This is a genomic window from Tatumella sp. JGM91 (assembly GCF_018257575.1).
GTDB classification, from domain to species: domain Bacteria; phylum Pseudomonadota; class Gammaproteobacteria; order Enterobacterales; family Enterobacteriaceae; genus Tatumella; species Tatumella punctata.
Genome location: NZ_JAERJP010000021.1, coordinates 31,394 through 48,700 on the forward strand (window position 1 = coordinate 31,394; position 17,307 = coordinate 48,700).

Sequence of the window (17,307 nt, forward strand, 5' to 3'; positions counted from 1 at the left end):
TGCGCCGTGGCGTAATACCCCCGCTGCCTGCTTTCTGCTACCATACGGCAAAATTTTCGATCAACAGAGCCACTGACAGCATGAAAATCGGATTATTCTACGGTTCCAGTACCTGCTATACGGAGATTGTTGCGGAAAAAATCCGTGATTTTATCGGTGCGGATTTGGTGACATTACATAATGTCAAAGACGGGCCGATAGAAGCTACCCTGCAATATGACGTGCTGATTATGGGCATTCCGACCTGGGATTTCGGTGAATTACAGGAAGACTGGGAAGCGGTGTGGCCCCTGCTGCCGGATTTACAGCTGCGCGGTAAAATTGTCGCTTTGTACGGGATGGGGGACCAGATTGGTTACAGCGAATGGTTCCTTGATGCTCTGGGTATGCTGCACGATTTACTGCAACCGATGGGGGTGCGCTTTATCGGGTACTGGCCGACGGACGGCTTCGGGTTTATCAGCCAGAAAGCGGTTCTGCCGGACGGCAGGCATTTTGCCGGACTGGCGCTGGATGATGTTAACCAGTTTGAACTGACCGACCAGCGAATTGAGCGCTGGTGTGAGCAAATCCTCAGCCAGATGGCGGCGTTATTCTGAACAGCCTGTTATGCGACGGGGAAGCGGCGGCAATAAAACCAGTGCATCCGTAACCCCCGCCAATCACCGGCAGGCATCGCATCCTGCATCAGCCAGAATCTCAGCCGCTGCCGGCGGCTGTTCTCCAGACATAATAATACGCCACAAGGCAGCCAGCCGGGGTTCCCTCGCGTCCGCCATTGCTGCTGTTGCCAGTACCAGATACCCTGCTCATCGACCTCTAACCGGCCGTGGCGTTCTGCCAGCCGCCGTCTTGCCTGTTTTCCTTCCCGCCACACCAGCCAGCCTGCCAGTAATTTAACCGGCAGCCACGGCAGCGGCCACGGGGAACAGAGCAGCGCCAGTAAGACCAGCCCCTGCAATACTGTCTGTATCCGCAGGGCCAGCCGTGAGGCTGTCAGCTCAGCGTGCCACCGGGCCGCGTAGTGCATTACGTTCACGGATCAGATTAACCATCCGCTTCAGCTGCGGATCGGCGGGTTCACCGTGCTGCATCATCCAGTTAAATAAGTCCGGATCATCGGCACCCAGCAGATGAATAAAACACTGTTTATCCTGGTCACTCAGGCTGTCATATTCATATTTGAAAAACGGCATAATCGCCATATCCAGTTCCAGCATACCGCGTCTGCATGCCCACTGAATGCGCGATTTATCATCAATGCCCGGGGTGGTGTGATCCGACATAGCTCATCCTGTACTGTTGAGGGGAAGACCGCCAGTTTACCCCGGATAATGACAGGCTGGCGACCAGGCCGATGCGGACAGATAAAAAAATGCGCGGCCGGGCGTAATATCCACAGGCCCGGGATGTAAACCCGTTCCCCGCTCCCCGCAGCCCGCCGCGGAACAGAAGTCGGGGAAAGGCACTGCCTGCCCGGTCCGGCTCTTTTCAGCAGCGCAGCTTTGGTGAATAATGCCGGAAGTGTTTTTCTGTCGTACCCGGCAAGGCGGTTTGCCGGGCCGGTACGGCACTTTCAGCCACAGGATGCCTTATGCCCGCACATACTTCTTCTTCTCCGGCAGCGGCACATGCCCTGCCTCTGACCGTTATCGCTCTGGATGACTGGGCGCTGGTCACCGCTCAGGGACCGGACAGCACCAGTTACTTACAGGGGCAGCTCACCCTGGATGTGGCCGCGCTGGCAGAGAATGACCACCGGCTGGCCGCCCACTGTGATGCCAAAGGCAAAATGTGGAGCAGCCTGCGCCTGTTCCATGATTTACAGGGCTATGCCTATCTGCTGCGCCGCGAGGTTCGCGAGCATCAGCTGACCGAACTGAAAAAATATGCGGTTTTTTCCAAAGTCAGCCTGGCTGCCGATGACAGTCGCCAGCTGACCGGGGTGGCCGGTAACGGCGCACGTCAAGCGCTGGCCGCCTGTTTCCCTGAGTTGCCGGACGCGGATAATCCGCGCCGGGTGGCAGGCGATACCCTGCTGCTGTGGCAAGGCCAGCCTGCGGAACGTTTTCTGGTGATTGCCGGCGAACCGCAGACCACAGCCCTGCGCCAGGCCCTGAGCCAGGCGCAGACCGCCGACAGCCAGCAGTGGCTGGCACTGGATATCGAAGCCGGACAACCGCTGATCGACAGTGCGGTCAGCGGTGAATTTATCCCTCAGGCCACCAATTTACAGGCCCTGCAGGCGATCAGTTTTAAGAAAGGCTGTTACACCGGTCAGGAAATGGTGGCGCGGGCAAAATACCGTGGTGCTAATAAACGGGCCCTTTACTGGCTGCTGGGTAACGGCGAATCGGTACCTCTGCCCGGGGCTGCGCTGGAATTACAACTGGGGGATAAATGGCGCCGTACCGGAACCGTCCTGGCGGCAGTAAAACGGAATGATGGCCAGTTGTCGGTACAGGCAGTACTGAATAATGATCTGGATGACGGGGCGATATTACGCCCCGCAGGCGATGAAGGGGCGGAACTGACCCCCCGGCCGTTGCCTTATTCGCTGACCGACGAAGATTAAATACCGCCCGGCAGCCGCACTGCTGCCGGGGATTTTAACGAACGTAGAGGTAAATAGCACAGAAGTGGCAAATGGCACCACCGAGTACAAACCCGTGCCAGATGGCATGGTTGTAAGGAATTCGCCGCGAAACGTAAAAAATCACCCCCAGAGAATACACGATACCGCCAGCCGCCAGTAACCAGACACTGGCCGCCGACAGACGTGTCGCCAGCTGATAGACCACCACCAGCGATAGCCAGCCCATTAGCAGGTAGGTGATCAGCGATAATATTTTAAAACGGTGGGCAAAAAATAATTTAAAGATAATCCCTGCCAGCGCCAGTAGCCAGATAACTACCATCAGGCCGTATGCCAGCGGTGATTTCAGGCCGACCAGCAGAAACGGCGTATAGGTGCCGGCGATCAGCAGATAAATGGCACAGTGGTCAAATTTTTTCAGCCAGGGTTTGGCCTTTGGCGACGGAATGGCATGGTAGAGGGTCGATGCCAGAAACAGCAGGATCATACTGCCACCGTACAGGCTGTAACTGGTGATGGTGATGGCATCCGCATGGGATGTTATGGCCCGGCTCAGCAATAATAGCAGCCCGGCGACCCCGAACAGGCAACCCAGTCCGTGGCTAAGGCTGTTAGCGATTTCTTCGCCAACGGAATATCCTTTGGGGAAAAAACGGTGTTTTGTCATCGTGTACTTCCTGATCTTCTGATAGCGGATTACTGATAAACCTCCTCCAGCCTAACCATAATCAATTTCAGTGTACAGGTGTAAGCTGAAATTAATTTGTGAATGCCTGTAACTGATTTATTTTCAGGTAACCCGGTGATTCTGTGCCGGTTTAGCCGCCGGGCCTCCGGCGCAGCAGGCCGTTGTCAGTGCCTTTATCTGCCACTGACCGGATCACTGGCCAGCCGCGAAAACAGCAGATCATCCTGCCACTGCCGGTGCAGAAAAAAACATTGTCTTAACCGGCCTTCCTGCTGAAAACCACAGCGCTGCATCAGACTTATGCAGGCATGATTTTCTGCGCTGACGCGGGTGCATATCCGGTGACCGTAACCGCGATTAAAATACTCAGCCGTCAGGGCATTCAGTGATTCACTGGCATAACCTTTTCCCTGAGCCTCAGGGCTGAACATAAAGCCCGCTTCGGCGATGCCCGGCTCCCTGAGACAAAATCCCGTCAGACCGACGGGCTGAGCGCTGGTGCGTTCGGTCAGCAGCAGGCACAGCCAGTGTCTGCTGTCGGTGTTCCATGGTTTCAGGCGCTGCCGGAACCTAGTCAGAATCTGCTGTTCGGTGAGAGGATCGGCAATAAACGCCATCACCTGTGGGTGCTGATGCAGTTGCAGAAAAAAAGGCCAGTCCCGGCCGGTTAACCGGCGGCCGGTCAGCCGAGGAGTAGTTAATAAGTGCATATTGTTACCTGACGGATTACAGATTCGTCTATGCTGGTCAGCCTGAGTCAGTCACCGCAGCCCTGCCCGTACCGGTGCAGGGCGCGTCACCTGTCAGCGGCGATTACTGATAATCACTGAGGGCAGGACAGGCACAGAACAGATGGCGGTCACCGTAAACATCATCCGGGCGTTTTACGGCAGGCCAGTATTTGTCTGCGCTGCCGGCAGGGAATACCGCCAGGCTGCGTGAGTAACAGTGCTGCCAGTCACCGGTGATTTCCTGCTGAGTATGGGGCGCATTGCCCAGCGGGTTATCATCTGCCGGCCATTCTCCGGCAGCCACACGCTCAATTTCAGCGCGGATAGCCAGCATGGCGTCAATAAAACGGTCCAGTTCCGTCAGGCTTTCTGACTCTGTCGGTTCCACCATCAGGGTACCGGTGACCGGAAATGACATGGTTGGCGCATGAAATCCATAGTCGATCAGTCGTTTGGCAATATCCATTTCGCTGATACCGGTCTGTTCTTTGAGTGGCCGGATATCGAGGATACATTCATGGGCCACATACCCCTGTTCCCCCGTGTACAGCACAGGATAAGCCGCTGCCAGCCGGGCGGCAATATAGTTGGCATTCAGGATCGCGATTTCACTGGCCTGCCGCAGCCCTGCGGCCCCCATCATGCGGATATACATCCAGCTGACCGGCAGAATAGACGCACTGCCAAAAGGTGCTGCCGCTACAGCCCCCTGGCGGGTTAATACCCCTTCGGCCTGCACTACACTGTGGCCCGGCACAAAGGGTGCCAGATGGGCTTTTACCCCGACAGGCCCCATCCCCGGCCCGCCGCCACCGTGGGGAATACAGAACGTTTTGTGCAGATTGAGGTGCGATACATCCGCCCAGATAATGCCGGGTGACGTCAGGCCGACCTGAGCATTCATATTCGCTCCGTCCAGGTAGACCTGCCCGCCGTGCTGATGCACCACCCGGCAGACTTCACTGATCGTCGCTTCATACACCCCATGGGTTGAAGGATAGGTCACCATAATGCAGGACAGCTGATCCCCCGCCTGCGCCGCTTTGTGCCGCAGATCCTGCAGGTCAATATTGCCCCTTGGATCACAGGCCACCACCTGCACCGACATACCTGCCATCTGCGCCGACGCCGGGTTGGTGCCGTGGGCCGATGCAGGGATCAGGCAAATATGGCGCTGTGACTGATGACGGCTTTCATGGTAACGACGAATTGCCAGCAAACCGGCATATTCTCCCTGGGCCCCGGAATTCGGCTGCATACACAGAGCATCATAGCCGGTCAGCTGTACCAGCCAGCGCGAAAGCATTGCTATCATCTGCTGATACCCTGCGGCCTGTGACAGGGGGCAGAACGGGTGCAGCGCAGTAAATTCCGGCCAGCTGACCGGCAGCATTTCTGCCGTGGCGGTCAGTTTCATGGTACAGGAGCCAAGCGGAATCATCGCCTGGTTAAGGGCAAGGTCTTTTTTTTCCAGCCGGTGCAGGTAGCGCAGCATCTCTGTTTCGCTGTGATAACGGTTAAAGACCGGATGGCTGAGAATAGTCCCGCTACGGCACAGCGCCGGTGGCAGTGACTGGCTGTCAGTGGCAACCTGACGGTCAAGCGCCTCAATATCAGCCTGTGCCGGCCCGCCATCAAGGATTGCCAGTAAGGTCAGCAGATCATCGCGGGTTGTGGTTTCATCGAGGGTGATCCCCACCGCCCGGTGAAGATCGGTGCGCAGATTCACCTGTTGCTGTGCCGCGCGCTTCAGTACCGCCGCTTTATCGCTGACTTCGACCATCAGGGTATCAAACCACTGATGATGGCAAAGTGTCAGCCGGTGGATACGTCCGGCGATCCGTTTCAGCCCCTGCGGCCCGTGGTATACGGCATACATCCCGGCAATATTGGCCAGCAATACCTGCGATGTACAGATATTCGAGTTGGCTTTCTCGCGGCGGATATGCTGCTCACGGGTCTGCATCGCCATACGTAAAGCCGTGTTACCGCTGGCATCACGCGAGACGCCGATGATCCGGCCGGGCATCGCCCGTTTAAAGGCCTCACGGCAGGCAAAGAAAGCCGCAGAGGGGCCGCCGTACCCCATCGGCACGCCGAAACGCTGGGAAGATCCAAACACAATGTCTGCCCCCTGGCTGCCCGGAGAGGCCAGCAATACCAGCGCCATAAATTCGGCAGCAACACTGACAATAACGTCGCGCTGTTTCAGCTGTGCAATCAGCGCACGGTGATCATGCAGCTGACCGCGGGTGCCGCAATACTGGAGCAATACCCCGAAGATCTGCGGATGTTCGACGGCACGTTCCGGCAGATCAATAATCAGTTCAATACCGAGAGTACCGGCCCGGGTGCGCAGCACATCAAGGGTTTGCGGGTGGACATCTTCAGCGACAAAAAATTTACCGGCGGTTTTCAGTTTACTGACCCGTTTTGCCATCGCCATCGCTTCGGCAGCGGCGGTGGCTTCATCCAGTAACGAGGCCGAGGCAATCTCCATCCCCGTCAGGTCAAGGGTCAGTTGCTGGAAGTTAAGCAGCGCTTCCAGCCGCCCCTGAGATACCTCGGGCTGATAAGGCGTGTAGGCCGTGTACCAGCCGGGGTTTTCCAGTAAATTACGCTGGATCACCGGCGGGGTGATGACCGCGCTATAGCCCATACCAATCCAAGATTTAAAAATTTTGTTCTGTCCGGCAATCTCTTTCAGTTCCGCCAGCGCCTGCTGCTCTGTTACCGCCTGGCCTGTGGCGGGCAGTTCCGGCAGACGAATGGCCTGCGGGATAATATCTGCGATCAGCGCCGGTAACGATTCAGCGCCGATCACCTGCAACATCTGTTGCTGTTGCCGGCGATCGGGGCCGATATGGCGGGCGATAAATTCATTGTGGTTTTCCAGCTGGCTTAAGGTCCGTGTCATATGCTGTGCATCCTGAATCTGGCGGGAAAGATAACGGCAGGACAGAGTGCCCTGCCGCGTCGGACAGCGCCGCTTAGCGGCGCAGGGGCCTGGGATGGCCGCGATTACTCGTCAACCGAAGCCTGATAGGCGGCCGCATCCAGCAGGCCTTGCTCTCCGCCGGACGGGGTGAGCTTAAATAACCAGCCTTCCCCGTAAGGATCGCTGTTCACCAGCTCCGGGTGTTCTGCCAGCGCCTGGTTAACGGCAATCACTTCGCCATCCAGCGGGGCATAAATATCAGAGGCGGCTTTTACGGATTCAGCAACCGCACACTCCTGCCCGCAGGTGAGTTGCGCGCCCGTTGCTGGCAGGTCAACAAATACCATATCACCGAGTAATTGCTGGGCGTGTTCGGTGATGCCCACGGTTACACTGCCATCGTCTGCATAACGCAGCCATTCGTGGCTGGCACGGTATTTTAGTTCTGCCGGGATATTGCTCATAAAAATGCTCTCCTGAAAATAATGTTAGTTCAGCGGCTGACCGGCACGGACAAACACCGGCTGAGTGACTATCACCGGAACTTCACGCTGACGGATTTGCACCACCGCCTGATGGCCGATGGATGCGGGTACCCGCGCGAGGGCAATACTGCAACCGAGGGTCGGTGAAAATGAACCGCTGGTAATGATCCCCTGCCGGTGCACCCCCTGACTGTCGGTAAACAATACCGGCTGCGCCGGGCGTAATATGCCTTTCTGTTTCAGTATCAGTCCGACCAGTTTTTCTGTGCCGTGCTGACGCTGATCCTGCAGTGCTTCACGGCCGATAAACTGACGTTCTTCCGGCTGCCAGGCAATGGTCCAGCCCATATTGGCTGCCAGAGGTGAGATGCTTTCGTCCATCTCCTGACCATAGAGGTTCATACCGGCTTCCAGCCGCAGGGTATCACGGGCCCCCAGCCCTGCCGGTTTTACCCCGGCACTGAGTAATTGCTGCCATAACCCGGCCGCCTGCTCAGCAGGCAACGCAATTTCGTAACCCGGTTCCCCCGTGTAACCGGTGGTGGCGATAAACAGATCACCGCTTTGTACAGCAGAAAAAGCAGCCATTTGCCGGGTATCGCTGCGCTGGCTGTCGGTAAGCAGGCTGCGGACTTTTTGCTGTGCCTGCGGCCCCTGCACGGCAATCAGCGCCAGATCAGGCCGCGCCTGTACACTGACCGCAAAAGGGGCTGCATGCCGGGAGATCCAGGCCAGATCTTTTTCGCGGGTCGCCGAGTTAACCACCAGCCGGAAATGGTCACCGGCCAGGTAATAGACAATCAGGTCGTCCATCACGCCCGCGGAGGCGGTCAGCATTGCGCTGTACAGGGCTTTGCCGGGGCGGGTCAGCTTTGCCACATCGTTAGCCAGCAGATAACGCAGAAATTCACGGCTGCGGGGGCCTTTCAGGTCAATAATCGTCATATGAGAGACATCAAACATCCCTGCCGAATGACGTACCGCCAGGTGTTCTTCAATCTGCGAGCCGTAGTGCAGTGGCATCATCCAGCCATGGAAGTCGACCAGCCTGGCACCGCAGGCCTGATGCTGTTCAAACAAAGGTGTGTGCTGAGTCATAACCCATCCTGTCCGTAAGTAAGAGGTTTACCCTGAAGAGCGCGCCGGTATCTGCCGTCATACAAATACTGCCCTGCTTAAAAAACTTACCACCGAAAGATAAAATTAACCACAGGCTGAATAATGGTAAGCAGCAGTGTGCACTGTCAGAAGAGCGCGGGTGACCGGGAAAAAAGTAGCGGGTTTGAAGAGAAAAAACTGATATAACCGCGGCAGAACCATAAAATAATGCTGGTTATTCTGTGATACCTGCACACAAGCACAGGGGCCGTCTCCGGCCCCTGTGCTTCCGGCATCTGCGGGGACGGCGGTTATTCCAGTAGCTGACGGGTGTAGTATTTGTCTGCCGGCAGGACAGTTTTGATTTGTCCTGTTGCCTGTAAGGCGCGGGCAATCGGCAGCCAGCTGCTGTCACTCTGCGTCATATAGCCCTGCTCACCTTTCATGTCCGGCGAAATAATTTTCCAGGCTTTACTGATCAGTGCCACTGAACCACTGTCCGGATAGGCATTATGCAGCATAGTCGCAGCCTCATCCGGATGAGCCGCGGCCCACTCGGTGGCTTTAATCGTCGCCTGCATCCATTTTTTTGCCACATCGCCGTGCTGTTGCAGATAACGGGTCGACGCCGTATAAGCCCAGACCGGCACATCCGGCACCCCGGCGGCTTTGCCGGTCAGTTCTCCCGGCGATTTTCCGACCGCCAGTTCCACATCCGGCACCAGGAAGTTATTGGTATTTGTGGCAATATCCACTTTGCCGGACAGCAGCAGAGGAATATCACTGTCCTGAGCAATAATAAATCTGACATCACTTTCCTGCAGACCGGCGGCTTTAAGCACAAAAGGCAGCATCGCCCGGCTCCAGGAGTCGGTAAAGATGGCGATGGATTTTCCTTTCAGATCCTGCAGGGACAGAGGTACCCCGGGACGGGTAAACAGCCCCCAGTTGTTATGCTGGGCATACAGGCCAACAGCGATCACCGGCAGCCCCTGGTCGGCAGCAAAGACCACATCAGTGGTGGCATTCAGCCCGACATCGGCCTGACCGAGGGCCAGCATACGTGCGGTTGTCTGGGAGTCCGGCGGGAAGATCACTTTGACATCCAGCCCGGCCTGCTGATAGAAGCCTTTCTGCTGCCCGACGACCAGCGGGATCAACTGATGGTCGGCCGCAGACCAGTCATAAACAAAACGGACAGGGGTCAGTGCAGCAGCATAAACACTGCCGGCAGAAAGACCGGCGAGTAATGCACTGATAATGGCGCTACCGGTTATGGTTTTTTTCACTGTGTATATCTCCAGTCAGTCAGCATAGTGACGGTAATTTTCAGCGGGCTTAACGCAAATAACGGGGGGCTTTGTTGCTGCTGCGCCACGGGGTGGCGATTTTTTCCAGCCCGAGGACCAGCAGGAAAGATCCTACCCCGATCGCGGTCAGCAGGATCATCGCGGCATATACTCCTGCCGTATCCATCCGCGCGTTAGCGCTGAGTAAGTAAGTCCCCAGCCCCTGTTGTGCCGAGGCCGTCCATTCACCGATCACCGCCCCGGTGACCGCATAGGTGGCACCGATTTTCAGGCCGGAAAATAACGGTCCGACACAGGCCGGAAGTTTAACCCGCAGAAAAACCCGCAGCGGTGTGCCGCCCATCAGTCTGGCAAGATTCAGCATATCCCGGTCAATCGCCGCCAGCCCGTCAAGTACATTCACCAGTACCGGGAAGAAGACGATCCACGCCACGATAATCAGTTTCGGTAACATACCAAAACCAAAAATAATCACCAGCGGTGCAGCAATCGCCACTATCGGTACCGCCTGGGAGACAATCAGCGCCGGCATCACCAGCCGCTGAATGATGCGGATCTGCCCCATCATCAGTGCAAGGATAAACCCGGCACAGGCACCCAGCAGATAGCCGATGGCAGTTTCGGTAACGGTTTGCAGGGTCAGCAGTTTCAGGCGCTGGCCATTTTCCAGCAGGGTAGTCAATGCTGTCAGGGGGGAAGGAATAACATAGCCCGGCAGCCCGGAAACCCAGACCACCAGCTGCCAGAATACCAGGATCATCACCAGCGATAACAGCCACACCAGTACCGCGCGAACAGGACGTTGCTGACCATTATTCATGGCGGCCTCCGTTATTTTTCTCGTCGTGATACAGCCTGCTCATGATTTGTCGTTTCAGTTGTATAAAGGAGTCACCGGTCAGATCATCCAGTCGCCGTGGCCGTGGCAGAGTGACCGGCAGAATTTCGGCAATCCGGCCCGGTCGTGGTGTCATCACCACGATCCGGTCCGCCAGAAAGATAGCTTCATCAACATCATGGGTCACAAACAGGATAGTTCGCCTGAGATCGCGCCAGATTTGCAGTAACCATTCCTGCATACTGAACCGGGTCTGGGCATCCAGTGCGCCAAAAGGCTCATCCAGCAGCATCAGCTCTTTTCCCGCCGCCAGGGTACGCATCATCGCCACCCGCTGGCGCATCCCCCCCGAGAGGGCGTGGGGATAATAGTCCAGAAATTCACCCAGTCCGTAGCGGGTCGCCAGCTGGCGGGCCTGCTGGCGATCTTCGGGACGAACACCCCGTGTCAGGGCCGCCGACAGGGTGATATTCCCCAGAACGGTACGCCACGGCAGCAGCAGGTCTTTTTGCAGCATATAGCCAACCTGGCCGGGCTTATGAGTGACGTCCTTTCCCTGCAACAAGATATGGCCTTCACTGGCCGGCAGCAGTCCGGAGACGACATTGAATAAGGTGCTTTTCCCGCAGCCCGATGCGCCGAGGATGCAGATAAACTCTCCTTCAGCGACCTGCAGGCTGACATTATTTAAGGCTGTGACATCACCATAACGCACCGTCAGATTATTAATTTCCAGCCGGGGTGGTGGCAGATCAGTGGTCAGTTCCGGCATAGTTTTTTCCTGTAACTGAGAGGGGGATTGTCAGACAATCGCAGCAGAGCCGATAAGGCTGACGCCATGGGCGAGCATCTGCTGCCGGGCTGCGTCGAGAGATCCACGGATATCAATGGCTTTACAGGCATCGGTGATCACCCGGGTGTCGAATCCGGCCTGGCTGGCATCAATGGCGGTCATAGCCACACAAAAATCAGTCGCCAGCCCCGCAATCCACAGAGTACGGATATCCCGGGCCCTGAGGTAAGCCGCCAGCCCGGTGGTGGTCTGGCGATCGGCTTCCGTAAAGGCCGAGTAGCTGTCGATATGCGGATGGCAGCCTTTACGGATAATCAGCTGCGCGTGATCGACCTGTAATTCCGGATGCAGGGCCGCATCCTCTGTTCCCTGCACCGCGTGTACCGGCCAGAGGATTTGCGGACCATAAGTGGTGTCGATAAATTCTCCGGGCTGTTTGCCGGGATGTTGTGCGGCGAACGAAATATGCTGCGCCGGATGCCAGTCCTGGGTGAGGATCAGGTTGCTGAACCGCGCTGCCAGCCGGTTAATCAGCGGGATGATGGTTTCGCCGCCGTCCACCGCCAGGCTTCCGCCGGTGACAAAGCAGTTCTGAACATCCACAATAATCAATGCGCTGTGCTGATCCACACCGGCTGCGGGTGCTGAAGTCGCTGATAACGGCATAACAGAGTCCCCTTATAACAAATACACTGCCGTCACTGGCCGCCGGAGATCCGGCAAACGGCGGACAGACAGTGACCTCCCGGGCGGGAGTCGTCTGATTATAGGTTCCGGTTTCAGAGACTTAAAGCACTATATTCGGTGGCCTGTGGCGCGGCGTGTCTCTCCTTCTGCGATGCCGTGACTGCCGGACAATCAGCCAGCGTGCGGTGCTTCCGGCAAAACACCCCTGCCACCAGACAATAATGGCCGGGGATCTCTCCCCGGCCATCGGTCACCCGCCACCCACCCAGCCCGCTTATTCAGCGGTCTTGCAGCCAGTCCGGCAGATCATGTAACCCCATGGCCTGTTTCAGCAGTTGCGGTTTCACTCCCGGCAGTGTGTCTGCCAGTTTCAGCCCGATGTCACGCAACAGTTTGCGGGCCGGATTATTACCGGCAAACAGATCGCGGAACCCCTGCATTGAGGCCAGCATCAGCGCTGCACTGTGTTTACGGTTGCGTTCATAGCGGCGCAGATAGAGGTGCTGACCAATATCTTTCCCCTGCTGATGCAGACGGCGGATTTCGCCGATCAGTTCTGCCGCATCCATAAAACCGAGGTTAACTCCCTGTCCGGCCAGCGGATGGATGGTATGGGCGGCGTCTCCCACCAGGGCCAGCCGGTGAGCAGCAAACTGCTGGGCATAGCGTGCCACCAGCGGGAAGGTTTTACGGTCACTTTCCAGCTGACAAAGGCCGAGTTTCATATCAAAGGCCACCGCCAGCTGCTGGTTAAATTCCTGTTCAGACATGCCCTGCAGGCGGCTGGCTTGTTGCGGATCGCAGGACCAGACAATCGAGCTGAGGTGCGGATCGGCCAATGGCAGAAACGCCAGAATGCCGTCACCATAAAATACCTGTCGTGCCACAGACTGATGGGGCTGTACGCTGCGGATATTCGCCACCAGTGCATGGTGCTGATAATCGCGGAAGACCAGCGGGATATCGGCTTTCTCGCGCAGTGCGGACTGCGCTCCATCAGCGGCAACCAGCAACCTGGCGGTCAGCATACTGCCGTCCTGCAAGGTGACAAAGGCTTCGTTATCGCCGAAGGCAACCTGTTGCAGGGCGGACGGGGCAATCAGCTGTATATCGCTGCACTGGCTGGCACGCTGCCAGAGGGCATGGTGGATCACCTGGTTTTCGATAATATAGCCGAGGCTGGAGATGCCCTGTGGCTGATCGTCAAAACGGATCTGGCCGAAGCTGTCTTTCTCCCAGACTTCCATACCGTGATAGGCACTGGCCCGCATGGCCAGAATATCCTGCCAGACCCCGAGATGGCAGAGCAGCCGTTCGCTGGCGAGGTTAATTGCCGAGACGCGGACCGCCGGGGCTGCCTGTAAATCCGGGGCCTGCGGCGGATGCTGTTCCAGTACCGCGACCCGCATACCGCTGCCCTGTAACCCACAGGCTACAGCCAGTCCGACCATTCCGCCACCGGCGATGACAACATCAAAGCTCTGCATCAGTACTCTCTCATTAACGTTTTACCCAGCCCAGGGTACGCCCGGCCAGTTGATTTTTCAGCCACGGTAGTTTTTCCATGACGCTTAACCCCAGGTTGCGGCTGACGACCAGCGGCAGATCCTCACAGGAAAACAGCCTGACCAGTCCGTCGGTAATGGCAATGGTTTTCTGACGATCCGGCAGACGTCGCTGGCGGTACTGGCTGAGTACCCGGTGACTGCCCGTATCTTCTCCGGCTGCCGCCGCCTGTGCCACCGTTTCAGCCAGGGTCATAACATCCCGTAATCCGAGGTTAAACCCTTGTCCGGCAATCGGATGCAGTGTCTGGGCTGCATTACCGATCAGCGCCAGCCGGTGATGAGTGATATCAACCGCCTGTTGCAGGGCCAGCGGATAATAATCACGTTTACCGCAATGAATAAAACGTCCCTGACGCCAGCCAAATGCCTGCTGAAGTTGTTCCAGAAACTGCCGGGCAGTCCACTGGCTGATTTGCTGCCGCATGTCAGCCGGTAACGACCACACCAGTGAGAAGCGATGGCCGGACATCGGCAACAGTGCCAGCGGGCCATAAGGGGTGAAACGTTCATAAGCACGGCCGGCCGGCAGTTGGCTGGTGGTGACATTAGCGATCACCGCCAGTTGCCGGTAGTCCTCTTTCTGCCAGCGGATACCGCAACCGGCGGCCAGAGACGAACCGGAGCCGTTCGCAGCCACCAGCAGGCTGCCGGTCAGGGTTTCACCGTTGTCCAGGCTGACCGTGACCTGCTGCGCGGTACGCTGTACCTGTGTGACCTGTGCAGGGCACACCACCCGCACCCCGGCAGCATTGTTCAGCCGTGAAAACAGCCGGAGTCCGGCATCATAGAGCTCCAGCACATTTCCCAACGCCGGCAGATGATACTGGCGATGGCTGATCCGCACCATGCCCGGGTGGCCGCGATCACTGACATGAATATCGGTGATCGGCGTCGCACAATCGGCAAGCGATGACCAGACACCGATATTATCCAGTTGCTGACAGGTTCCGGCCGCAAGGGCAATCGCCCGGCCGTCAAATCCGGGATGCCCGCGCTCGCCGGGGGCTGTGGCTTCAATCAGGGTGACAGGGAGTTTCCCTTCCGTCAGGTGAGAGATTGCCAGCGCCAGTGTGGCCCCGGTCATCCCTCCCCCCGCAATTATTATGCTCATGGCGAAGTATTTAGCCTATGGGTGATGTGACTGACTGGCCGCAGCCATCAGTGCCTCAATATCGTCTGCATTTTTTACTACAGTATCGGTCAGGTTTTCATGACCGTGCTCAGTAATCAGGATATCGTCTTCAATTCTTATACCAATACCGCGATATTGTGCCGGAACATCCGCGTCCGGCGCAATGTACAGCCCCGGTTCAACGGTTAATACCATGCCGGGTTCCAGTAACCGTTCGCGGGAAGCAGAACCGTAATCACCGACATCATGCACATCCAGCCCCATCCAGTGGCCCAGACCATGCATATAGAACTGGCGATGGGCATTCTCCGCGATCAGAACCTCCACTTCCCCCTGCATGATGCCCAGCGCCACCAGGCCGCTGACCATAATGCGGATAACTTCGTCATTGACCTGACGGATGCTGACGCCCGGCCGGTACAGGGACAGGGCTTTTTCCAGAGAGGCCAGCACAATGTCATAGATCTGTCGCTGCGCCGGGCTGAAACGGCCATTCACCGGGAACGTTCGCGTAATATCCCCGGCATAGCCGTAGAGTTCGCAGCCGGCATCAATCAGTACCAGCTCGCCGTCACGCAGTTCACTTTCATTTTCGGTGTAATGCAGAATACAGGCATTCGCCCCGCCACCGACGATAGTGTTATAAGCCGGTACCCGCGAGCCATGACGGCTGAATTCGTAGTGAATTTCACCTTCCAGCTGATATTCATATTTTCCCGGACGGCAGCTTTGCATCGCCCGCTGATGGGCAAGGGCTGAGATTTTGCCGGTCTGCCGCAGAATATTAATTTCTTCCGCGTCTTTAAACAGTCGCATTTCGTGTACCCGCGGCCGCCAGTCCGTGACGGTAGAGGGTGCCTGAAGATTGTGCCGACTGCCGTTGCGTAATTTTTCCAGTGCCTCAGCGACTTTCCGGTCGGCAAACCGGTATTCGCCACTGGCATGATAGATGACGTCCAGACCGTTCAGCAGCTGGTATAACTGCTGGTCCAGTTCATCCCACGGCAGGGCTTTATCCACCGCCAGAGCCTGCGGGGCAGCCTCCTGACCGAGACGGCGGCCAAACCAGGTTTCGGCACTCAGATCCCGGACCCGGTTAAACAGAACACTGTGACTATGATTTTCATCACTTTTTATCAGTACCAGCAAAGCGTCCGGCTCATTAAATCCGGTGAAGTACCAGAAGTCACTGTTCTGCCGGTACAGATATTCAGTATCACGACTGCGGGTGACTTCCGGGGCGGCAAAAAATAAAGCCGCACTGCCCGGTGCCATTGTCGCCAGCAGTTTACGGCGACGCTGTTGATAGTTTTCCAGAGTAATCATAATCAGGCTCCCTGTTACCGCGTGGCTTACGCCCGGGATTTCATTAATGCAAAGTGGGTTTCTGTATTTCAGGCACAGATGGCTGCGGTCGATTAAATGTTTCGTAGCACAGTACCGCGGCAACCCGCACATACTCCACCACTTCTTCGAGTGACTGCTCCAGTTCCTGCTGGTCTTCCTCTTCATCGTAGCCCAGCTGAGCGATAGTACGCAGATCATCGATGGCTTCGCCCGTTTCGCCGGTCACTTTGTCCAGTTTGGGCTGGGTAACACCGAGGCCAAGCAGGAAGTGATTTACCCAGCCGGCCAGCGCATCCGCACGTTCAAAAACAGTGGAATTGCTGTCATCCGGCATTAACAGGCGGAACATAAAGCCGTCATCTTCGAGGGTTTGCTGAACCGAGTCATGTAACTGCTGTAACGGCTGCGACAGGGGCTGTGAGAAGGCCATGCCGTCGTTCGCCAGGTCATGAACCAGCGTTTTCCAGCTGTGATCCTGATTGCCACCACAGATAATGCCGCTGATTAAACCGTGCATTTCTGCGGCGGTCATACCTACGCCCTGTGACGATAATGTCGCAGATAAGGCGTCGAAAGAAGATAGTGCGTTCTGTAAGGACATAGTTATTCATCAATGTTGGAAAGTTAAGTTCATGGTATGCTACCACTAGCAGCCTGAAGGATTCCAGAAAAGGGGTTGTAAGTTATAATTCAGGTCTATATAGTGGCCCCCGTTCCCCGATAAAGCATCGGATGCGGGTAATGTAATCAGTCAGGAAGGTGGCATGTCTGCGCAACCAGTAGATATACAAATATTTGGTCGTTCGTTAAGAGTTAACTGTCCGCCGGAACAGCAGGAAGCACTCACTGCGGCAGCAACTGACCTTGACCAGCGCTTACAGGACCTGAAGGTCCGCACCCGGGTGAACAATACTGAGCAATTAGTATTTATTGCTGCGCTAAACATCTGTCATGAGTTAGCACAGGAAAAAAATAAAACCCGTGATTACGCGTCGAATATGGAACAACGTATTCGCATGCTGCAGCAGACTATTGAACAGGCACTAGTCGAGCAGGGCCGGATTACCGACCATCAGGGACCGAAATTCGAATAACA

18 protein-coding genes are annotated in these 17,307 nt (G+C 56.6%); 3 read left to right on the forward strand and 15 right to left on the reverse strand.

Annotation, left to right across the window (positions count from 1 at the left end; genetic code table 11):
• Positions 1-80 precede the first annotated feature (80 nt).
• Positions 81-599 (forward strand): flavodoxin FldB, encoded by a 519-nt coding sequence (gene fldB, locus JK198_RS13690; RefSeq protein WP_212709134.1) that lies wholly within the window; start codon positions 81-83, stop codon positions 597-599.
• 8 nt (positions 600-607) lie between these two features.
• On the opposite strand, the gene JK198_RS13695 is transcribed toward fldB, so the two are convergent.
• Positions 608-1,030, reverse strand: coding sequence for a protein YgfX (locus tag JK198_RS13695; protein WP_212710763.1), 423 nt, complete (start codon positions 1,028-1,030; stop codon positions 608-610).
• Positions 1,002-1,286, reverse strand: a complete 285-nt coding sequence (sdhE, locus tag JK198_RS13700; RefSeq protein WP_212710762.1) for an FAD assembly factor SdhE — start codon at positions 1,284-1,286, stop codon at positions 1,002-1,004. Before sdhE ends, JK198_RS13695 begins: the two co-directional genes overlap by 29 nt.
• A 308-nt stretch (positions 1,287-1,594) precedes the next feature.
• On the opposite strand from sdhE, the gene ygfZ reads away from it, so the two are divergent.
• Complete coding sequence (gene ygfZ, locus JK198_RS13705) at positions 1,595-2,575, forward strand: tRNA-modifying protein YgfZ (RefSeq protein WP_212710761.1); 981 nt, start codon at positions 1,595-1,597, stop codon at positions 2,573-2,575.
• A gap of 34 nt (positions 2,576-2,609) precedes the next feature.
• Here the strand turns inward: ygfZ and JK198_RS13710 are convergent, their stop codons facing one another.
• The 13 genes from JK198_RS13710 to JK198_RS13770 all read right to left on the reverse strand — a co-directional run bounded on the left by JK198_RS13710 (position 2,610) and on the right by JK198_RS13770 (position 16,812).
• Positions 2,610-3,263 carry a hemolysin III family protein gene (locus JK198_RS13710; protein ID WP_212710760.1) on the reverse strand — a complete coding sequence of 218 codons (654 nt, stop codon included), beginning with the start codon at positions 3,261-3,263 and terminating at the stop codon, positions 2,610-2,612.
• Between the two features lie 194 nt (positions 3,264-3,457).
• The gene (locus JK198_RS13715; RefSeq protein ID WP_212710759.1) at positions 3,458-3,994 is read right to left on the reverse strand and encodes a GNAT family N-acetyltransferase; all 537 of its coding nucleotides are present in this window, start codon (positions 3,992-3,994) and stop codon (positions 3,458-3,460) included.
• 103 nt (positions 3,995-4,097) lie between these two features.
• The gene (gene gcvP, locus JK198_RS13720; RefSeq protein ID WP_212710758.1) at positions 4,098-6,932 is read right to left on the reverse strand and encodes an aminomethyl-transferring glycine dehydrogenase; all 2,835 of its coding nucleotides are present in this window, start codon (positions 6,930-6,932) and stop codon (positions 4,098-4,100) included.
• 104 nt (positions 6,933-7,036) lie between these two features.
• Positions 7,037-7,417 carry a glycine cleavage system protein GcvH gene (gcvH, locus tag JK198_RS13725; protein ID WP_212709141.1) on the reverse strand — a complete coding sequence of 127 codons (381 nt, stop codon included), beginning with the start codon at positions 7,415-7,417 and terminating at the stop codon, positions 7,037-7,039.
• A 24-nt stretch (positions 7,418-7,441) separates the two neighbouring features.
• Positions 7,442-8,536 carry a glycine cleavage system aminomethyltransferase GcvT gene (gcvT, locus tag JK198_RS13730; protein WP_212710757.1) on the reverse strand — a complete coding sequence of 365 codons (1,095 nt, stop codon included), beginning with the start codon at positions 8,534-8,536 and terminating at the stop codon, positions 7,442-7,444.
• A gap of 311 nt (positions 8,537-8,847) precedes the next feature.
• On the reverse strand, positions 8,848-9,825 hold the full coding sequence (locus JK198_RS13735; RefSeq protein WP_212709143.1) for an ABC transporter substrate-binding protein: 978 nt from the start codon (positions 9,823-9,825) through the stop codon (positions 8,848-8,850).
• Positions 9,826-9,874: 49 nt separating this feature from the next.
• Positions 9,875-10,666 carry an ABC transporter permease gene (locus tag JK198_RS13740; RefSeq protein ID WP_212709144.1) on the reverse strand — a complete coding sequence of 264 codons (792 nt, stop codon included), beginning with the start codon at positions 10,664-10,666 and terminating at the stop codon, positions 9,875-9,877.
• The gene (locus JK198_RS13745) at positions 10,659-11,456 is read right to left on the reverse strand and encodes an ABC transporter ATP-binding protein (protein WP_249213334.1); all 798 of its coding nucleotides are present in this window, start codon (positions 11,454-11,456) and stop codon (positions 10,659-10,661) included. Before JK198_RS13745 ends, JK198_RS13740 begins: the two co-directional genes overlap by 8 nt.
• Before the next feature lie 30 nt (positions 11,457-11,486).
• Positions 11,487-12,143 carry a bifunctional nicotinamidase/pyrazinamidase gene (gene pncA, locus JK198_RS13750; RefSeq protein ID WP_212709145.1) on the reverse strand — a complete coding sequence of 219 codons (657 nt, stop codon included), beginning with the start codon at positions 12,141-12,143 and terminating at the stop codon, positions 11,487-11,489.
• Between the two features lie 299 nt (positions 12,144-12,442).
• Positions 12,443-13,651, reverse strand: coding sequence for an FAD-dependent 2-octaprenylphenol hydroxylase (ubiI, locus tag JK198_RS13755; protein WP_212710756.1), 1,209 nt, complete (start codon positions 13,649-13,651; stop codon positions 12,443-12,445).
• A 13-nt stretch (positions 13,652-13,664) separates the two neighbouring features.
• The gene (gene ubiH, locus JK198_RS13760; RefSeq protein WP_212710755.1) at positions 13,665-14,843 is read right to left on the reverse strand and encodes a 2-octaprenyl-6-methoxyphenyl hydroxylase; all 1,179 of its coding nucleotides are present in this window, start codon (positions 14,841-14,843) and stop codon (positions 13,665-13,667) included.
• 15 nt (positions 14,844-14,858) lie between these two features.
• A complete protein-coding gene (pepP, locus tag JK198_RS13765; protein ID WP_212710754.1) occupies positions 14,859-16,190 on the reverse strand; it encodes a Xaa-Pro aminopeptidase in 1,332 nt (443 codons plus the stop codon).
• Positions 16,191-16,233: 43 nt separating this feature from the next.
• On the reverse strand, positions 16,234-16,812 hold the full coding sequence (locus JK198_RS13770) for a YecA family protein (protein WP_212710753.1): 579 nt from the start codon (positions 16,810-16,812) through the stop codon (positions 16,234-16,236).
• A 163-nt stretch (positions 16,813-16,975) separates the two neighbouring features.
• On the opposite strand from JK198_RS13770, the gene zapA reads away from it, so the two are divergent.
• Entirely contained in the window at positions 16,976-17,305 is a 330-nt protein-coding gene (zapA, locus tag JK198_RS13775) for a cell division protein ZapA (RefSeq protein ID WP_212709150.1), read from the forward strand.
• Positions 17,306-17,307: the final 2 nt, after the last annotated feature.

What these genes read in the sequence shown, in the direction of transcription:
- fldB (WP_212709134.1), top strand. Translation starts at nt 81, where the DNA reads ATGAAAATCGGATTATTCTACGGTTCCAGTACCTGCTATACGGAGATT.
- JK198_RS13695 (WP_212710763.1), bottom strand. Translation starts at nt 1,030, where the DNA reads ATGCACTACGCGGCCCGGTGGCACGCTGAGCTGACAGCCTCACGGCTG.
- sdhE (WP_212710762.1), bottom strand. Translation starts at nt 1,286, where the DNA reads ATGTCGGATCACACCACCCCGGGCATTGATGATAAATCGCGCATTCAG.
- ygfZ (WP_212710761.1), top strand. Translation starts at nt 1,595, where the DNA reads ATGCCCGCACATACTTCTTCTTCTCCGGCAGCGGCACATGCCCTGCCT.
- JK198_RS13710 (WP_212710760.1), bottom strand. Translation starts at nt 3,263, where the DNA reads ATGACAAAACACCGTTTTTTCCCCAAAGGATATTCCGTTGGCGAAGAA.
- JK198_RS13715 (WP_212710759.1), bottom strand. Translation starts at nt 3,994, where the DNA reads ATGCACTTATTAACTACTCCTCGGCTGACCGGCCGCCGGTTAACCGGC.
- gcvP (WP_212710758.1), bottom strand. Translation starts at nt 6,932, where the DNA reads ATGACACGGACCTTAAGCCAGCTGGAAAACCACAATGAATTTATCGCC.
- gcvH (WP_212709141.1), bottom strand. Translation starts at nt 7,417, where the DNA reads ATGAGCAATATCCCGGCAGAACTAAAATACCGTGCCAGCCACGAATGG.
- gcvT (WP_212710757.1), bottom strand. Translation starts at nt 8,536, where the DNA reads ATGACTCAGCACACACCTTTGTTTGAACAGCATCAGGCCTGCGGTGCC.
- JK198_RS13740 (WP_212709144.1), bottom strand. Translation starts at nt 10,666, where the DNA reads ATGAATAATGGTCAGCAACGTCCTGTTCGCGCGGTACTGGTGTGGCTG.
- JK198_RS13745 (WP_249213334.1), bottom strand. Translation starts at nt 11,456, where the DNA reads ATGCCGGAACTGACCACTGATCTGCCACCACCCCGGCTGGAAATTAAT.
- pncA (WP_212709145.1), bottom strand. Translation starts at nt 12,143, where the DNA reads ATGCCGTTATCAGCGACTTCAGCACCCGCAGCCGGTGTGGATCAGCAC.
- ubiI (WP_212710756.1), bottom strand. Translation starts at nt 13,651, where the DNA reads ATGCAGAGCTTTGATGTTGTCATCGCCGGTGGCGGAATGGTCGGACTG.
- ubiH (WP_212710755.1), bottom strand. Translation starts at nt 14,843, where the DNA reads ATGAGCATAATAATTGCGGGGGGAGGGATGACCGGGGCCACACTGGCG.
- pepP (WP_212710754.1), bottom strand. Translation starts at nt 16,190, where the DNA reads ATGATTACTCTGGAAAACTATCAACAGCGTCGCCGTAAACTGCTGGCG.
- JK198_RS13770 (WP_212710753.1), bottom strand. Translation starts at nt 16,812, where the DNA reads ATGTCCTTACAGAACGCACTATCTTCTTTCGACGCCTTATCTGCGACA.
- zapA (WP_212709150.1), top strand. Translation starts at nt 16,976, where the DNA reads ATGTCTGCGCAACCAGTAGATATACAAATATTTGGTCGTTCGTTAAGA.